Source organism: Herbaspirillum sp. RTI4 (genome assembly GCF_034313965.1).
Classification (GTDB): Bacteria; Pseudomonadota; Gammaproteobacteria; order Burkholderiales; family Burkholderiaceae_D; genus Herbaspirillum.
The window spans coordinates 481,299-497,227 of the sequence record NZ_JAVIWQ010000002.1 but is presented as its reverse complement, the minus strand read 5'-3'; the positions used below and the strand labels follow the sequence as shown (position 1 = coordinate 497,227).

The window sequence follows — 15,929 nt, the reverse complement described above, 5'->3', positions numbered from 1 at the left end:
CGCCACCACAAGGACTGACAATGAAACAAGAAATGAACCGTAGCGCCTCACCCTGCCGTGTGGTTTGTGCGCTGGAGGAAAGTGAAGCCGGCTACAACCTGAAAGCGGCCTTCCCCGATTTTCCACAGGTTTTGCAGCAGTGGCAGCAGGCGTCGGCTGCGCTGCGCGGTTCTATGCTGACGGACGCCGATGTGGCCTACGGTTCCGCCGATCTTCAGCGGTTTGATTTTTATCGCGCCGCAGGCCACGGCCGACCTTTGCTGGTGTTCATTCACGGCGGCTATTGGCAGGGCGGGGACAAGAGCGACATCGGATTTATTGCTGCGCCGTATGTCAGGGCCGGCATCCATGTGGCGGTCATGAATTATTCACTTGCGCCGGTGGCGCCGATGGAGCAGATGGTCGATGAGGTGCATGCTTTTCTTGCGTATGTGGAGCGGATGGCCGGCGAGCTTGATATCGATCCGGCGCGGATTTCCTTGATGGGACATTCTGCGGGCGGTCATCTGGCCGCACTCGTGGCCGCGCAACGTGTGGAAAATCCAGTGCATGCCGTATTCGCCGTCAGCGGCGTGTTCGATCTCGCGCCCTTGATTCCGACTTCACTGAACAAGGCCTTGACGCTGGATACGCGGCGTGCCGACAATCTGAGCCCGGTGCTTCTGGACGGGCCGGGAACGACGCCAGTTCACACCATCATCGGTGAACAAGAAACGGCGCAGTTCCATTTGCAGGCTGCGGTGATGGCCCAATGCTGGCCGCAAGTCGTTGCGCATCATGTGGTGCCGGCGACTCACCATTACACGGTGCTGTGGCCGCTGGCAGATGAGGCCAGTCCGGTGTGTCAGACCGTCATTGGCGCCCTGTTAGCGTAAAAGATAAGCGGCTTACTCGCCTGCATGCGCGGGCGCGCTCGACCGGTAGCCGATACGGAATCCACCCCAGTGCTTGCCGCAGACCATGATCGGTACCGATAAGTCATGCATGACTTCGCCGGTGTCGCGTTTGTAGGTTTGCAGCAGGAAGGGTTTGGTGTTGGAACCGCAGCGTGAACCGGTGCGGTCGTCGAAGATGCGCTTGGTGCGATTGTTGACCAGATCGGTCGCATAGTCGCCGGTGAGCGGCTGACAGAATTTATCGTTGTGCGTCGGAAAATACCCCCTCAAATCTACTGCGCCGGCATAGGCAAGCTGCGGCATGTCCGCGAGAACTTGTTCTTGCACGTCGGGCAGTACGCGGTCGGTAAATTGGTCGAACCTGGTGCTGTGCTTGGGTGGATTGGTATGTGGAATCGGCGTGTAAGTCTTGTCGAACAGGTCTTGTTCGCTGATTTGTCCGCGTGCGACGGCCTCGGTAAATAATTTGCCCACGGCCAGTGCGGCAGCTTTGGCAACCGCATGGATGGCATCGTGCGATGAGGCGGCATTGAACTGAACGGTGGCGTCGAACAGTGCTTCGGCCCGTTCGGTCAGCGCCATTGCTGCGCTGGCGGCCAGCGGCAACGCGGCTGCGGTGGAGAGCATGCCGTCGCGGATACGGGCAATGGCGTCTGCGATTTGTTGGGTCGTCTGCACATGCTCGCGCGAGATGGTGGCGATTTGCTGAATATCTGTTTGGGATTCTGTCGCGCTGCGTTCGATGTCACTCAAAATCCCATGGACCTGCTTTACATTCTGGGCGGCGTCCGTCACCTTGCCGCTCAGGGCGCTCATGCCGGCAGCGGCGCGTGCGGCCTGATCGTTGATTTCGCGCACCATGGCACCGATATTGTCGGACGATTCCTTGGTACGTTGTGCCAGTAGCCGCACTTCCAGCGCCACCACGGCAAAACCGCGTCCCGATTCACCCGCGCGTGCCGCTTCAATCGCCGCATTCAGAGCCAGCAGATTAGTTTGCGAAGAAATCTGATTGATTTCTTCGGTAAAGCCGTGGATGCTGCGCGATTTTTCTTGCAGCGTTTTCATCATTGTCAGTGCCGTCTGGGCTTCCTGGCGCGCATCGTTGATTTGCGTCAGACCCTCATCGACTGCGGCGCGGCCTTCCACGCTGTGGTCGCGTACATCGGAGGCCACCTGGGAGGCTTGCTCGGCATTGCCGGCGATTTGCGCGGTCATAGTGGCGCTATGACCGGAACTGATCGCGATTTCATTCGTGGTTTCGACATCCTTGTCGATTTTTTTCTTCACCGAATCGACGAAATAGGCTGTCTCGGCCGAGCCGATCATGACGCTGTCGAGTTGTCGGCTGACGATGTCGGCAAGTCGGGCTTCGGAACCTTTGCCGCGTGGTCGCAGCAGCAGCGTCAGCACGAGCAGGCCGGTGGCGGAAGAGAGGGCAGTTACAAGGAGGGGGGCGAGGGGATGTTCTGCCAGGCGGTGAATCAGTGCGGCCAATGCCACGCTGATGGCGAGTGCGAGAAGGCCTGACAACAGGGTGCGGAATGCAGTCTTTTGCATAAAAATTCCCTTTCAGGACCCATCTTGTCTCTGGTGCCATGCGTGAGACGGCACGATTATTTTTTCTGGATCACAGATGGAGAGGCCGCGTTATTCGAAGAGTGCAATGAGTACGATACGCGGGATACTTCATGAGCGACAGCTTTATTCTATCTTAGCTTGAAGCTTATACGGGGTTATTTACACCAGCCTTGCAAAGCAGAAATTATTCCATTTATATAATTATTTTTAGGGTTTTTCTGGCGAAACTTTTCCGGCCGACGAGATGAGGGAATCTTGCACCAGCTTGCGCGCCAGCTCGCCGCCGTCGCCGCGCCAGAATTCGTGGTCGGCCTGACGCACGCGGGCGGCCGCTTGCAGCATGTGTTCAGCGGCGGCCAGACGCGCCTGTTCGGGATCGCCGGCGGCAATGGCGCTGACGATTTTTTCATGCTCTGACCGCACCTGACGCGAGAAATCTTCGCGTCGTGCTTCATTGGCGCGAGTCACCTTGATGGCCGAGCGGGTTGCGTGCCCGAACATGCCGAGGAATTTGACCCAGTAAGGATTGCCAGTCGCTTCGGCAATGCTGAGATGGAAATGCACGTCTTCTTCGACCCCGCTCACACCCGTAGCGACGGCTTCTTCGATGCGGCGCAGCGCGTGTTCGATTTCGGCCAGTTGTCCGGGAGTACGTCGTACTGCGGCCAGCGCGGCGGTTTCGGATTCCAGCCCGCGTCGCACTTCAATCAGATTGAGCAGCGACTGCACCGATTGTTCAGTCAGCGCATCGCCTGAATTTTCCCTATCGGCAGCATTGCTTTCCGTCTGACAAAAGAATGTGCCACTGCCCTTGCGCGCGCTGAGGATGCCGTCGGCCTTGAGCAAGGCAATCGCTTCTCTCACCACAGTGCGGCTGACGCCGAAGTGCGACGCCATCGATTGTTCCGAAGGCAGCCGCGTACCCGGCTTGAGTCCGTCGCTGCGGATTTGGCGCAACAGCTTGTCAGCGACGCGCGAAGCCAGCGTGCCGCTGGCAAAGCTGCCGGGAGCGGTATCAAGGTCGGGGAGAGAAAACTTCATCGCGGCTTGTTTCATAGGGGGGATTCTATCGTACAGAGGCGTGTGCTTGTGATGTGCATGTCACCAGATTGCTTATAAATACGATACATCTTACGACAGCAAGTAGACAGATATACATCTTGACAGGCTTATTTCGGACACATAACATACAGCCAGACAAATTATAAACAACTTATCAGGAGACAAATCATGTCGACTTCCCAGCATCCGTCCGCCGGATCGGACCGCGCTGCAGCGAGTTTCGCGAAAGTGGACGAAGCGGCGCTTTACAAGAAAGTCAGCTGGCGCATCGTGCCATTTTTGATGCTGTGTTACATCGTCGCTTATCTGGACCGCGTCAACGTCGGCTTTGCCAAGTTGCAAATGCTCAACGACCTGAAGTTCAGCGAAACCGTCTTCGGACTGGGCGCAGGGGTGTTTTTCCTCGGTTATTTCCTGTTTGAAGTGCCAAGCAACGTCATCCTGCACCGGGTAGGCGCGCGGATCTGGATTGCCCGCATCATGCTGACCTGGGCCGTTTTGTCGGGTGCCTTCATGTTTGTCAGCACACCGACCACTTTCTACGTCATGCGATTCCTGCTGGGTCTGGCCGAAGCGGGTTTCTTTCCCGGCATCATTCTGTATCTGACCTACTGGTACCCTGCCGCCCGTCGCGCACGCATGGTGTGTACTTTCATGACGGCCATTCCTCTGGCGGGCGTGATCGGCGGCCCCTTGTCCGGCTGGATCATGGAAACCTTTTCCGGCGTACACGGCTGGACTGGCTGGCAATGGATGTTCATTCTCGAAGCGGTGCCGGCAATTGTGCTCGGCCTCATCGTGCTGGTGTATCTGGATGACGGTATCCGTTCGGCAAAATGGCTCAAGGAATCGGAAAAACGCTTCCTGGAAGAACGCATTGAAAGCGACGACAAGGCCAAGGTTGCGCATCCTTCCTTGCGTGCCGTATTTGCCGATCGCCGCGTATGGGTCATGGCCTTCATCTATTTTTGCTGCGTGATGGGCCAGTACGGCCTGACGTTCTGGATGCCAACACTGATCAAGACGGCTGGCGTCAAGGGCTTGTTCAACATCGGCCTGTTCACCGCCATCCCCTACTCGGCTGCGGTAATCGCCATGTTGGTGCTGGGTCGCAGTTCGGACAAGCATCGTGAACGCCGCTGGCATCTGGTCGTGCCGATGCTGTTGGGCGCAGCCGGATTGATTGGCAGCGCGCTGGCCGGCACCAGCAACACCGAGGTAGCCATCCTGTGCCTGACCATTGCCGCCGCAGGCGTATTGGCTTCCGCACCGCTGTTCTGGAGTTTGCCAACGGCCTTCCTCAACGGCGTTGCTGCCGCTGCCGGGATCGCCGCGATTAATTCGGTGGGTAACCTGGCCGGTTTTGCCAGCCCTTATCTGATCGGGACGATCAAGGACATGACGCAATCGACCGACATCGCCATGTATGTGCTGGCAGCGGTGCTGGTGCTGGGTTCCATCGTCGTGCTGCGCGTACCGGCCAAGCTGGTCAATCGCTAAAACCACAGAGTAAGCTAAGAAGCGACGTAAGATCGGGGCGGCGATGCTCACCAAAGATAGACGGTGAACACGCCGCCCTCAATTTTGCCCTGAGTTGGTTTTATGTAACAGGCTCAGGGGCTGTGCTGATTCGCCTATGCTGATTCACCTATTTCGATGTCGGGCAGAGCCAGTCTGCCGTCTCAATAACATTTTCCTCAATAACATTTTTCTCAATAACATCTGCAGGAGTAAAAAATGACGCAACAAATCAATAAGATCGGCGTAGTTGGCCTGGGCGCAATGGGCATGGGGATGGCGCGATCGCTGGTGCGCGCCGGTCTGGAAGTGCATGTCTGCGACGTGCGACCAGAAGCGGTGCAGGCCCTGGTCGATGCCGGCGGACACGCCGCCACCTCGCCGGCAGATCTGGCGACCAAAGTCGATGCCTTGCTGATCGTGGTCGTCAATGCGGTTCAGACCGAGCAAGTGCTGTTCGGCGAAAACGGCGCAGCGGCGCACCTCAAGCCGGGTTCCGTCGTGATTGCCAGCGCCACCGTCGCACCTGAATTTGCCGAAGCGCTGGGCGCGCGTTTGCTGGCGCTGGGACTGCGTTTTCTTGATGCGCCGATTTCAGGTGGCGCGGCCAAGGCCGCTTCGGGCGAGATGTCGGTTATGGCTTCGGGCGATCCGGCTACCTTCGCCGTGTGCGAAAAACTGTTCGACGCCATTTGCGCCAATCTCTATCGTCTGGGCGATGCGCCGGGGCAAGGCTCGAAAGTCAAAATGATTAATCAGTTGCTGGCCGGCGTGCATATCGCCGCAGCGGCAGAAGCGATGGCGCTCGGTCTGCGGGCCGGTTGCGATCCCGATGCGCTGTATGAAGTCATTTCCAACAGCGCCGGAAGTTCGTGGATGTTCCAGAACCGCGTGCCGCATATCCTCAAGGGCGATTACACCCCCTTGTCGGCGGTCAATATTTTCGTCAAGGATCTGGGCATCGTGCTCGATTACGCCAAGAAAAGCGTGTTTCCCCTGCCGCTGTCGTCGACCGCGCATCAGATGTTCATGCAGGCTTCCGCTGCCGGACATGGCGGCGAGGACGACTCGGCTGTGGTAAAAGTATTCCCCGGCATCACATTGCCCGCCGCTAAAGCAGATTGAGGAGAGCCGCATGACAGTATTACTGGGATGCATTGCCGACGACTTCACCGGCGGCACCGATCTGGCCGGCATGCTGGTCAAGGCCGGGATGCGCACGGTGCAATTGATCGGTGTCCCCACCGAGCCGCTGCCTGACGATATCGACGCGGTCGTGATCGCCCTCAAGTCGCGCACCAATCCGGCCGCCGACGCCGTGGCCGAATCGCTGGCCGCACTGCGCTATCTGCAAGAAGCCGGTTGCAAGCAGTTCTATTTCAAATACTGCTCCACCTTCGACTCCACACCGACCGGCAACATCGGCCCTGTGGCAGAGGCTTTGATGCAGGCGCTGGAGACCGATTTCACCATTGCCTGTCCCGCCTTCCCTGCCAACGGCCGCACCATTTACAAGGGCTATCTGTTTGTCGGCAATGAATTGCTCAGCGAATCCGGTATGCGCAATCATCCGCTCACGCCGATGACCGATGCCAGTCTGGTGCGCGTCTTGCAGCAACAAGTCAGCAGCCCGGTCGGCCTGGCCGATTACACCGTGGTCGAACAAGGCGCCGCCGCCATCAGCGAACGCTTCGCTGCCTTGCGCGCACAGGGTTGCCGCTTCGCCATCGTGGATGCGGTATCGAATCAGGATCTGGAAGCCATCGGCGAAGCCTGCGCCGACTTGCCGCTGATTACCGGCGGCTCGGGCATTGCCTTGGGATTACCGGAAAACTTCCGTCGTCGCGGCTTGCTCAAGCGCGACGATGCGGCAGATCGATTGCCCGCCACCGGCGGCTTGCGTGCCGTGATTGCCGGCAGTTGTTCGGTTGCCACGCAAAGACAAGTCGCCGTCATGCGCGAGCAAGCGCCCTCCTTCCATGTCGATGCGCTGGAACTGGCACGCGGTGTGGAAGTCGTCGCCGCCGCACTTGACTGGGCCAGAGAGCATATTGAACAAGGGCCGGTGCTGGTCTACGCCACGTCCACACCGGAAACCGTGCGTGCCGTACAAACGCAACTGGGCGTCGAGCGCGCTGGTTTGCTGGTGGAAGAAGCACTGGCAGCAATTGCGCAGGGCTTGGTGCGCATGGGCGTCGGTCAATTGATTGTGGCCGGTGGCGAAACTTCCGGCGCGGTGGTCAAGGCGCTAGGCGTGACCGGTTTGCATATCGGGCCGGAAATCGATCCCGGCGTGCCTTGGACAGTGGGCTTGCAGGCCGGCGGCACATCACCGCTGGCGTTGGCGCTGAAGTCAGGCAATTTCGGTAGCGAGGATTTCTTCCTCAAAGCCTGGAGCCGCCTGTCATGAGCGCCGCCATCCACGCCAATCCGGAAGAAGCGCGGCAGCGCGAGCAGATCGTCGAATTCGGCAGTTCCCTGTTCGCACGCGGCTTGACGGCCGGTAGCAGCGGCAATCTCAGCGTGCGACTCGATGACGGCTGGTTGCTCACGCCGACCAACGCCAGTCTGGGCCGACTCGATCCGGCGCGTTTGTCCAAACTGGATTGGGAAGGTCGTTTACTCAGCGGTGAAGCGCCGTCGAAAGAAGCCTTCCTGCACCACGCCATGTATCAGCAGCGTAGCGGCGCGGGAGCGATTGTGCATTTGCATTCCACCCATTCGGCTGCCGTTTCCTGCATGTGCGGACTCAATCATGAGGATTGCATCCCGCCGCTGACGCCCTACTTCGTCATGAAAATCGGACGCCTGCCGCTGGTGCCTTACCACCGTCCGGGCGATCCGGCGCTGGCGGGCGCCATCGGTGCGTTGGTCGGTAAGCACTCAGCGGTACTGTTGGCCAATCACGGCCCGGTGGTCTCGGGCAGTACGCTGGAAGCCGCCGTGTATGCCGCCGAAGAACTGGAAGAAACCGCCAAACTATTTTTGCTGCTGCGCGATGTGCCGACCCGCCCGCTCGATGCGGCGCAGATCGATGAACTCAAATCGACCTTCGGCCTCGACCTGTAGCCGCCCTATTCCACATTTCCCCTTATAAAAAACGGAGACACTGCATGCCACAATTTGCTGCCAATCTGAGCATGATGTTCAACGAGGTCGCCTTTCCGCAACGCTTTGCTGCCGCCGCTGCGGCCGGTTTCAAAGCCGTTGAATTTCTGTTTCCCTACGCACATTCGCCACAAGAAGTCGCCGGCTGGTTGAAGGAAAACCAGCTGCAAAACGTGCTGTTCAATTTGCCGCCCGGCGATTGGGATGCCGGCGAACGCGGCATTGCCGCCTTGCCAGGTCGCGAAGAAGAATTCCGCGCCGGTGTCGCTAAAGGCATTACTTACGCGCTGGCAATGGGTACGCCGCGCGTGCACATGATGGCCGGGCTGATTCCCGCCGGTGCAGAGGTCTCCGTCTATCGCGAGGTGTATCTGCGCAACATGCGCTATGCGGCGCAGGAAGTCGGCAAGCATGGCTTAAAGCTGCTGCTGGAGCCCATCAATGGACGTGACATGCCCGGCTATTTCCTCAATTCACAAGCGCAGGCACATGCCTTGCGCGAAGAAGGCGGCGAAGCCAACGTCCTGGTGCAAATGGATTTTTACCATGCGCAAATCGTGGAAGGCGATCTGGCCACGACCTTCAAGAAACACTTTGATGGCATCGGCCACGTCCAGATTGCCAGCGTACCCAGTCGCAATGAACCGGACGATGGCGAAGTCAATTACGCCTACCTGTTCCGCTTGCTCGACGAGATGGGATACGAGGGCTGGATCGGCTGTGAATACCGCCCACGCGGACGTACCGAAGACGGTCTCGGCTGGCTCAAGGCCGCTGAAACCGCGTCTATCCCAGCATCGACCCGCACCTCAGGAGCATGAACATGAAAGTACTCGTTACCGGCGGTGCCGGATTTCTGGGGCAGCGTTTAGCCAGGCAATTACTGTCACGCGGCAGTTTGCCGAATTCTCTCGGCGTGCAGGAAACCATCTCTCAGTTGATATTGCTCGATGTCGTCCCGGCGCATGATTTCGGCGATGCCCGCGTGCGCGTGGTCACCGGCGATATCGCCGATGGCGCATTAATGCGGCAAGTCATCGATGCAGAAACCACGTCGATCTTCCATTTGGCCGCCATCGTCAGCGGTCAGGCAGAAGCCGATTTCGACCTTGGCATGCGCATCAACCTGGATGCCTCGCGCTTGCTGCTGGACGTGTGTCGCGAGCGGGGGCATGTCCCTAAAGTGGTGTTCACCAGTTCGGTCGCGGTGTACGGCGGTGCCTTGCCGGACGTGGTGCAAGACCATACCGCGCTCAGTCCGCAATCGTCTTACGGCGCGCAAAAAGCCATCGGCGAATTGCTGCTCAACGATTACAGCCGACGCGGTTTTGTCGATGGTCGCGTGCTGCGTCTGCCGACCATCAGCGTGCGTCCCGGCAAACCGAACAAGGCCGCTTCGTCCTTTGCCAGCGGCATTATCCGCGAACCACTCAATGGCGAAAACGCCGTCTGTCCGGTGTCGCCGGAATTGCGTTTGTGGCTCTTGTCGCCGCGCTGCGCCATCGAATCGCTGATTGCCGGCCATGCCTTATCAGCGCAATCGCTGGGCGCATCGCGTACTATTAATTTGCCCGGCGTCTCGGTCAGTGTGGGCGAGATGGTTGCCGCGCTGGAAAAAGTGGCCGGTGCAGAAGTCGCCGCACGCATCCGCTTTGCGCCTGACCCGGCGGTAGAACGGATCGTCAAGAGCTGGCCCGGCGCATGGGACGTCACGCGGGCGAAGGCGCTGGGATTGTCGGCCGACGCCAGTTTCGAGGCGATTGTCCGGGCTTACGTGGAAGAAGAACTGCCGCGCTAAATGGCGGATCTTATTTGCGAACAAATGTAGACGCGCAGCACCGATGCAGTTCAATGTGCAGGAAAACAGGAGCTAACATGACAGCTAAAAAGATCGTATTTCTGACGGGCGATTTTGCAGAAGACTATGAAACCATGGTGCCGTTTCAGGCCTTGCAGATGGTTGGCCACACCGTGCATGCCGTCTGTCCCGGCAAGAAAAGCGGCGACAAGATCAAGACGGCGATCCATGATTTTGAAGGCGATCAGACTTATACCGAAAAGCCGGGCCATCTGTTTGCGCTCAATGCCGACTTCGACGCGATCAACGTCGCCCATTACGATGCCCTGATGATTGCCGGCGGGCGCGCACCGGAATATCTGCGACTGAACCCGCGTGTGATTGAAATCGTGCGTGAGTTCGCTGCCGCAGGAAAACCGATCGCCGCTGTCTGCCACGGCGCGCAACTGCTGGCCGCTGCCGATGTGATTCGCGGCAAACGCATCGCCGCTTACCCTGCTTGCGCTCCTGAGGTGCAGTTGGCCGGCGCGGTATACGCCGACATCACCGTGACCGACTCCGTCACCGACGGCAACTTCGTCACTTCGCCTGCCTGGCCTGCGCATCCGAAATGGCTGGCGCAATTCCTGGTCGTGCTCGGGACCAAAATTACGCTTTAATCGGGAAGCGGATTTTGTAAGTGGATCTTGTATTACTCAGCGCGTGTCGTGAGTCATTGATTGCGCAAACAGACCGGCAGCAAGTCGGTCTGGCAGTGGCAACATGAAAGTGCGCGGATCATCCCGTCACGCAGCCCTACTTCTTTTCTCTCGAAAGTGGACCGCGCATGCTCTCGAATCCTCCCCGTTACCGGATCGGCCTGGCGGCCAACCGGGCTCATCAGGATGACACTAATTCCGCGCTGGTGCGCCTGTTTCATGGCGGTGGTCAGGCGGCCATCGAAACCTGGCTCCAACCGGAATTAATTGTCGTTGGCAGGACCCTGGATGCGATGCGCAACCACGGCTTGCTGCAAGACTATGCCGCCATCGAACGCTTCCCCTATGGGCGCGAAGGCGGCCTGATGCGTCTGGTCTCGCGCATCGTCGATACCGACCCCGCCCGCTCGCTGGACGCCATGATTTACCTGATGGACCCGGTTGACCCCTCCTCCAATTTTCCCGAAGCGCTGGCGCTTAAACGTCAATGCGTGGTGCATGGCAAGCCCTTTCTGTCTACTCTCGCTGGCGCGCGCGAGTGGTTGGAACTGGAAGCCATCGCCGCCGGCGCCCTGCCCGACCCCACACTCGACGCTAGCTTCGATTTCGCCAATGAAAGCATTGCCCTGATTGCGCATGACGCGATGAAAACCAGCATGCTGGCGCTGGCAGAAAAACATTTCGATTTGCTCGATCAGTTCGCCATGCGCTACGCGACCGGCACTACCGGCGGCCTACTCAACAAGCTGGCGCAAAAAATCAAAGGCGAAGACGCCGGACGCCACTGGGTAAAACCTTTCCTCAGCGGCCCTTTGGGCGGCGATGCGCAAATTGCCGAGCTGATTCTGGACCGACAATGCCGCCGCGTCCTGTTTTTGGAAGATCCGCATGTGGCGCGCCAGCATGAAGCAGATATTCAATTGCTGGAACGCGCCGCCCGCACCGTTACCGACTATGCTTCGTGCAGTAGCGAAGCCAAGGGGGTAGAACGCTGGTTGAGTTTGATGGCTTTGCGCGGTCGGCGGGCAGCAGGTATGGCTCTCGGCTAATTCTGTGGTTTTTACTTTGCTTTTTCCGATAAGGAACTGCCCGTCATGAAAATTCGCGCCGCCGTACTGCGTCACATGGGTTTGCCCTACCCTTATAAAGATTCGCGCCCGCTGAAAATCGAGGAAATTGAACTTGCACCGCCGGGACGCGATGAAGTGCTGGTGCGAATACGGGCGGCGGGCTTATGCCATTCGGATTTATCGGTAATCAACGGCGATCGGCCGCGACCTTTGCCGATGGCGCTGGGCCATGAGGCCGCGGGAGAAGTCGTACAGGTCGGTGGCGGTGTGACCGACTTGCAGCCCGGCGATCATGTGGCGCTGGTGTTCGTGCCTAGTTGCGGCCACTGTGGCCCTTGTTGCGAAGGACGGCCGGCCTTATGCGAACCCGGCGCGCTTGCCAATGGCAACGGAACGCTGTTGTCCGGTTCGCGCTTGCTCAGCAGTCTTGGCGGCGAGCCGATTAACCATCATGTCGGCTGTTCTGCTTTTGCCGAATATGCCGTGGTCTCGCGACGCTCCTTAGTCCGGCTGGACCCGACGGTTTCTTTTGAACATGCGGCCCTGTTCGGTTGCGCCGTGTTGACCGGTGTTGGCGCAGTGGTCAATACCGCGCAGGTACGGGCCGGCCAATCGGTCGCGGTGGTCGGCCTGGGTGGCGTCGGGCTGGCGGCGGTGATCGGTGCGATCGCTGCCGGTGCGCGTGAAGTGGTGGCTATCGACTTGTCTGCCGAAAAACGTGAACTGGCCTTGAAGCTGGGCGCGACGCAAGCGTTTGATGGCGGCGACCCTGCTTGCGTCGAGGCGGTGCGCAAGGCCACCGAAGGGGGGCTGGATCATGTCTTCGAATTTGCCGGTTCGGTGCGCGCCTTCGATACGGCCTACCGCGTCACGCGGCGCGGCGGCACCACGATTACCGGCGGTTTGCCGCCGCCGGATGCCACCTTCCCTCTGCCCATGGTCAATCTGGTGGCTGAAGAACGGACCGTCAAAGGGAGTTATATCGGCACCTGCGTTCCTTCACGCGATCTGCCGCGCTATGTGCGATTGTTTCAGCATGGCTGGCTACCGATCAATCAGTTGCTGTCGCACCGTCTGCGACTCGAAGACATCAACGAAGGCTTCGACCGTTTGCATTCCGGCGAAGCGGTACGGCAGGTCATCATATTCGATTGAGTCTGGTGTAATTACCGGTGTGATTTCTGTGAATGGCGCGGCCGTAGGGCTGCGTCATTTTTTATACCTGCTGTTGGTCGTTCTGCGTGGGGAATTTTATTCACTCCGCACGCGGGACGGTATTTTTATAATGGCTGCATAAGTGCGTGAAAGGTAGCACGTGAGTGAAAAGCAGCGCATAGGGACGTGAAGCAAGGCAAGGGAAGGCGAGGCAATATGACGATCTTCAGTATCCGCAAGCCTGTCATGGCGGTGGCTATTCAGACCGCTTTGCTGGCGGGGGTCTGGTGGCCGCAAACAGCGCAGGCCGATTGCTTCGATGCTGCCGCTCGTTATCATCAGGTCAATGCTGAGGTGTTACGCGCCATTGCCCGGGTGGAATCGGGCGGCAATCCTGTGGCCATGCATCGCAATGCCAACGGCACCACCGACTATGGACTCATGCAGATCAACTCCGTGCATTTTGCCGAACTCGAGCGCTATGGCATTACGCAGGAGAACGTCAAACAGGCATGCAGCAATGTGTTCATTGCGGCATGGCGCGTGCGCCGGATGATGAATAAATACGGCAACACCTGGCGTGCCATCGGCGCGTATCACTCCGAAACGCCGCTGCTGCGCGATCGCTATGCGCAACGCATCATGGATATTCTCGCCATGCGCTATGCGAGTAATGAGAGTTATGAGAGTTATGCGATGCGCCCTCAACAATCCTTGATGCCGCCAGCCGCTGCACCGACGTTGGCCATAGCAGGAGAGCATCCATGAATCCCCTTTCCGTGATCGATATCGCCCGGCAGGGCTTGCTGGTGGTGATGAGCGTGGCCATGCCGTTTGTGATCGCCGGCACGGTGGTGGGCTTGCTGGTGGCGATTGCGCAGGCAGTGACGCAAATCCAGGATCAGGCTATCGGCCAGTCGGCGCGGCTGCTGGCGGTCATGATTGCGCTGGGTGTGGCGGGCGGCTGGGCGGCGACCAAAGTCTTGAATTACGGCATGCTGATACTGGATTCCTTGCCTGCGCTGATGCTGCACTAATACTGCACTAATGCTGCACTAATGCTGCACTAATGCTGCACTAGGCCGCACACGGCCGCTTCCACAAGGGATTACTCTACTACGCCGACAGTTCTCAGGCGGACATCCGACTCCAGTTCCTGATACGACACCACCATCGTCTCTGCCGTCGATCCTTCGAGCAGTTTGCGCACGTAGCGTCGTATTTCTGCCGGTACGATGACCGTCGCGTGCGCGTTGTCCGGTGCGGCGAGGATGCCGGCGATGCTATCGCGGATACGCTGTGTGGTCTCTTCATCGAGGCGCGCAATATTGCCGTGTGGCGTGCGTTCTATTGAATGCAGTATCAGGTCTTCGAGCGCAGGAGAAAGCACGATCGCCGCCAGTGTGCGGTCGGCTCCGGTGCAGGCGGCGCTGATATAGCGCTTCATGTCCATGCGCACAAACTCGGTCAGCATGATGATGTCCTGCTCCACTGGCGCCCAGACAGCCAGGCTGTCGAAAATGGTTTTCAGATCACGAATCGGAATGCCTTCGCGCAATAGTCGTTGCAGCACTTCGGCCATGCGTGTTGCGGGTACGACCCGGCTTACTTCCGCTGCCAGTTCAGGATAGTCGCGCTGGCAGCGATGCACCAGCGCCTGCACTTCCTGAATGCCGATGAAGGCAGCGGCGTGTTCGCCAATCAGTTGCACTACCTGCGCGCCAATGGCATCGGTATGCGCGGGCGATGGTTCCGCTGCCAGACGACCCTGCGCTTGCACCACATCCTGCACACGCAACTGGTAAGTGATGCCCTCCGGCAGGGCGCGATAAGACAGACCGATGCGTGGGAAGACCGGTCCCAGACGCTGCATGACCTGCTGCTTCGCTACGAGCAAGGCACTGTTGAGCGACTCTGCGGGAAATTCTGTTTTCCGGCTTGCCTCCACGATGAGGCACACCGGTTCGAGCAGTCCGCTCTCGGACTGCCGGAGGAGATCGCTTTCAAACAACACGGTGGCATCCGGTTGGCGCGGCGGTTGTCGCAGCAACACCAGTCCGCAAGTCAGCAGGCTGCCGCCAAACAATACAAATGCCCAGTGCGGAAAGCCCGGTATCAATGCGAACGACAACACCACACCGCCCGCCGCCAACAGCGCTCGTGGTTGCGACAGCAGTTCGCGGCCGATTTGCTGGCCCAGGTTGCTGGTGTCTCCCGCTGGTGCCGCACTGCGCGTGATGATGATGCCGGCCGCGATCGACACCAGCAGCGACGGTATCTGCGACGCCATGCCATCGCCGACGGTGAGGATGGCGTAGTGCTGCAAGGCATCGCTGACCGACATGCCACGCGTGATCGCGCCCACTGCCACACCGGCAAGAATATTGATGAGCGCGATGATGATGCCGGCGATGGCGTCGCCTTTGACGAATTTCATGGCGCCGTCCATCGCGCCGTGCAGATGCGATTCTTCTTCCAGTGCGCGGCGTTTTGCGCGGGCCTCGTCGGTGGAGAGGATGCCGGCGCGCAGGTCGGCATCGATGCTCATTTGTTTGCCTGGCATGGCGTCCAGCGAAAAGCGCGCACCGACTTCAGCCACGCGTTCCGCGCCTTTGGCAATCACCACAAACTGGACAATCGCAATCACCGTAAACACCACGCCGCCGACCACCACGTTGTCGGCCACGACCAGATGCCCGAAAGTTTGAATCACGCGACCTGCTTCACCATTGAGCAAGATGAGTTTGCAGGAGGCGATGTTGAGCGCGAGACGAAACAAGGTGGTCAACAGCAGCAGCGCCGGCAGCGTCGCCAGATCCAGCGCTCGCGGCACATACAGCGTGAGTGTCAATAGAGTAAGACTGGCCGCCAGATTCGCCACGATCATGCCGTCGAGCATGAACGTGGGCATCGGCAGCACGAACAGCGTGACTACGACGGCCACAAAGACACCGAGCGCGACGTCGAAATTATTGACCATCAGCGACAGGTAGCCGGCCGCATTCATGCGCGGTCTGGATGGGCCGAGTTTGACCGATGGCAT

At 59.1% G+C, this 15,929-nt stretch carries 15 protein-coding genes; 12 read left to right on the top strand and 3 right to left on the bottom strand.

What is annotated here, in order from left to right; genetic code table 11:
* Positions 1-20 precede the first annotated feature (20 nt).
* Positions 21-875: an alpha/beta hydrolase gene (locus RGU70_RS02430; protein WP_322207824.1), complete on the top strand. Its 855-nt coding sequence runs from the start codon at positions 21-23 to the stop codon at positions 873-875.
* 12 nt (positions 876-887) lie between these two features.
* Here the strand turns inward: RGU70_RS02430 and RGU70_RS02425 are convergent, their stop codons facing one another.
* Positions 888-2,456: a methyl-accepting chemotaxis protein gene (locus RGU70_RS02425; protein WP_322207823.1), complete on the bottom strand. Its 1,569-nt coding sequence runs from the start codon at positions 2,454-2,456 to the stop codon at positions 888-890.
* 228 nt (positions 2,457-2,684) lie between these two features.
* Positions 2,685-3,533 carry a FadR/GntR family transcriptional regulator gene (locus tag RGU70_RS02420; RefSeq protein ID WP_322207822.1) on the bottom strand — a complete coding sequence of 283 codons (849 nt, stop codon included), beginning with the start codon at positions 3,531-3,533 and terminating at the stop codon, positions 2,685-2,687.
* Positions 3,534-3,707: 174 nt separating this feature from the next.
* Here RGU70_RS02420 and RGU70_RS02415 point away from each other — a divergent pair, with 174 nt between their 5' ends.
* The 11 genes from RGU70_RS02415 to RGU70_RS02365 all read left to right on the top strand — a co-directional run bounded on the left by RGU70_RS02415 (position 3,708) and on the right by RGU70_RS02365 (position 13,923).
* Positions 3,708-5,039 carry an MFS transporter gene (locus tag RGU70_RS02415; protein ID WP_322207821.1) on the top strand — a complete coding sequence of 444 codons (1,332 nt, stop codon included), beginning with the start codon at positions 3,708-3,710 and terminating at the stop codon, positions 5,037-5,039.
* Between the two features lie 237 nt (positions 5,040-5,276).
* Entirely contained in the window at positions 5,277-6,182 is a 906-nt protein-coding gene (gene ltnD / locus RGU70_RS02410) for an L-threonate dehydrogenase (RefSeq protein ID WP_322207820.1), read from the top strand.
* A 10-nt stretch (positions 6,183-6,192) separates the two neighbouring features.
* The gene (gene otnK, locus RGU70_RS02405) at positions 6,193-7,467 is read left to right on the top strand and encodes a 3-oxo-tetronate kinase (protein ID WP_322207819.1); all 1,275 of its coding nucleotides are present in this window, start codon (positions 6,193-6,195) and stop codon (positions 7,465-7,467) included.
* The gene (otnC, locus tag RGU70_RS02400) at positions 7,464-8,126 is read left to right on the top strand and encodes a 3-oxo-tetronate 4-phosphate decarboxylase (RefSeq protein ID WP_322207818.1); all 663 of its coding nucleotides are present in this window, start codon (positions 7,464-7,466) and stop codon (positions 8,124-8,126) included. The genes otnK and otnC overlap by 4 nt, the downstream gene beginning before the upstream one ends.
* Before the next feature lie 44 nt (positions 8,127-8,170).
* Complete coding sequence (gene otnI, locus RGU70_RS02395) at positions 8,171-8,986, top strand: 2-oxo-tetronate isomerase (protein WP_322207817.1); 816 nt, start codon at positions 8,171-8,173, stop codon at positions 8,984-8,986.
* A 2-nt stretch (positions 8,987-8,988) separates the two neighbouring features.
* Positions 8,989-9,963 carry a D-erythronate dehydrogenase gene (gene denD, locus RGU70_RS02390; RefSeq protein WP_322207816.1) on the top strand — a complete coding sequence of 325 codons (975 nt, stop codon included), beginning with the start codon at positions 8,989-8,991 and terminating at the stop codon, positions 9,961-9,963.
* Between the two features lie 77 nt (positions 9,964-10,040).
* Positions 10,041-10,622, top strand: coding sequence for a DJ-1/PfpI family protein (locus tag RGU70_RS02385; protein WP_322207815.1), 582 nt, complete (start codon positions 10,041-10,043; stop codon positions 10,620-10,622).
* 167 nt (positions 10,623-10,789) lie between these two features.
* The gene (locus tag RGU70_RS02380; RefSeq protein ID WP_322207814.1) at positions 10,790-11,710 is read left to right on the top strand and encodes a methylglyoxal synthase; all 921 of its coding nucleotides are present in this window, start codon (positions 10,790-10,792) and stop codon (positions 11,708-11,710) included.
* Between the two features lie 45 nt (positions 11,711-11,755).
* Positions 11,756-12,886, top strand: a complete 1,131-nt coding sequence (locus RGU70_RS02375; RefSeq protein ID WP_322207813.1) for a zinc-dependent alcohol dehydrogenase family protein — start codon at positions 11,756-11,758, stop codon at positions 12,884-12,886.
* 246 nt (positions 12,887-13,132) lie between these two features.
* Entirely contained in the window at positions 13,133-13,654 is a 522-nt protein-coding gene (locus RGU70_RS02370; RefSeq protein WP_322210683.1) for a lytic transglycosylase domain-containing protein, read from the top strand.
* Positions 13,651-13,923: a flagellar biosynthetic protein FliQ gene (locus tag RGU70_RS02365; RefSeq protein ID WP_322207812.1), complete on the top strand. Its 273-nt coding sequence runs from the start codon at positions 13,651-13,653 to the stop codon at positions 13,921-13,923. The genes RGU70_RS02370 and RGU70_RS02365 overlap by 4 nt, the downstream gene beginning before the upstream one ends.
* A gap of 71 nt (positions 13,924-13,994) precedes the next feature.
* Here RGU70_RS02365 and RGU70_RS02360 read toward each other — a convergent pair whose 3' ends face one another.
* Positions 13,995-15,929 (bottom strand): flagellar biosynthesis protein FlhA, encoded by a 1,935-nt coding sequence (locus RGU70_RS02360; protein WP_322207811.1) that lies wholly within the window; start codon positions 15,927-15,929, stop codon positions 13,995-13,997.

Excerpts from the sequence above, each read along its gene's own strand:
- RGU70_RS02430 (WP_322207824.1), top strand. The coding sequence starts at position 21 with ATGAAACAAGAAATGAACCGTAGCGCCTCACCCTGCCGTGTGGTTTGT.
- RGU70_RS02425 (WP_322207823.1), bottom strand. The coding sequence starts at position 2,456 with ATGCAAAAGACTGCATTCCGCACCCTGTTGTCAGGCCTTCTCGCACTC.
- RGU70_RS02420 (WP_322207822.1), bottom strand. The coding sequence starts at position 3,533 with ATGAAACAAGCCGCGATGAAGTTTTCTCTCCCCGACCTTGATACCGCT.
- RGU70_RS02415 (WP_322207821.1), top strand. The coding sequence starts at position 3,708 with ATGTCGACTTCCCAGCATCCGTCCGCCGGATCGGACCGCGCTGCAGCG.
- ltnD (WP_322207820.1), top strand. The coding sequence starts at position 5,277 with ATGACGCAACAAATCAATAAGATCGGCGTAGTTGGCCTGGGCGCAATG.
- otnK (WP_322207819.1), top strand. The coding sequence starts at position 6,193 with ATGACAGTATTACTGGGATGCATTGCCGACGACTTCACCGGCGGCACC.
- otnC (WP_322207818.1), top strand. The coding sequence starts at position 7,464 with ATGAGCGCCGCCATCCACGCCAATCCGGAAGAAGCGCGGCAGCGCGAG.
- otnI (WP_322207817.1), top strand. The coding sequence starts at position 8,171 with ATGCCACAATTTGCTGCCAATCTGAGCATGATGTTCAACGAGGTCGCC.
- denD (WP_322207816.1), top strand. The coding sequence starts at position 8,989 with ATGAAAGTACTCGTTACCGGCGGTGCCGGATTTCTGGGGCAGCGTTTA.
- RGU70_RS02385 (WP_322207815.1), top strand. The coding sequence starts at position 10,041 with ATGACAGCTAAAAAGATCGTATTTCTGACGGGCGATTTTGCAGAAGAC.
- RGU70_RS02380 (WP_322207814.1), top strand. The coding sequence starts at position 10,790 with ATGCTCTCGAATCCTCCCCGTTACCGGATCGGCCTGGCGGCCAACCGG.
- RGU70_RS02375 (WP_322207813.1), top strand. The coding sequence starts at position 11,756 with ATGAAAATTCGCGCCGCCGTACTGCGTCACATGGGTTTGCCCTACCCT.
- RGU70_RS02370 (WP_322210683.1), top strand. The coding sequence starts at position 13,133 with ATGGCGGTGGCTATTCAGACCGCTTTGCTGGCGGGGGTCTGGTGGCCG.
- RGU70_RS02365 (WP_322207812.1), top strand. The coding sequence starts at position 13,651 with ATGAATCCCCTTTCCGTGATCGATATCGCCCGGCAGGGCTTGCTGGTG.
- RGU70_RS02360 (WP_322207811.1), bottom strand. The coding sequence starts at position 15,929 with ATGCCATCGGTCAAACTCGGCCCATCCAGACCGCGCATGAATGCGGCC.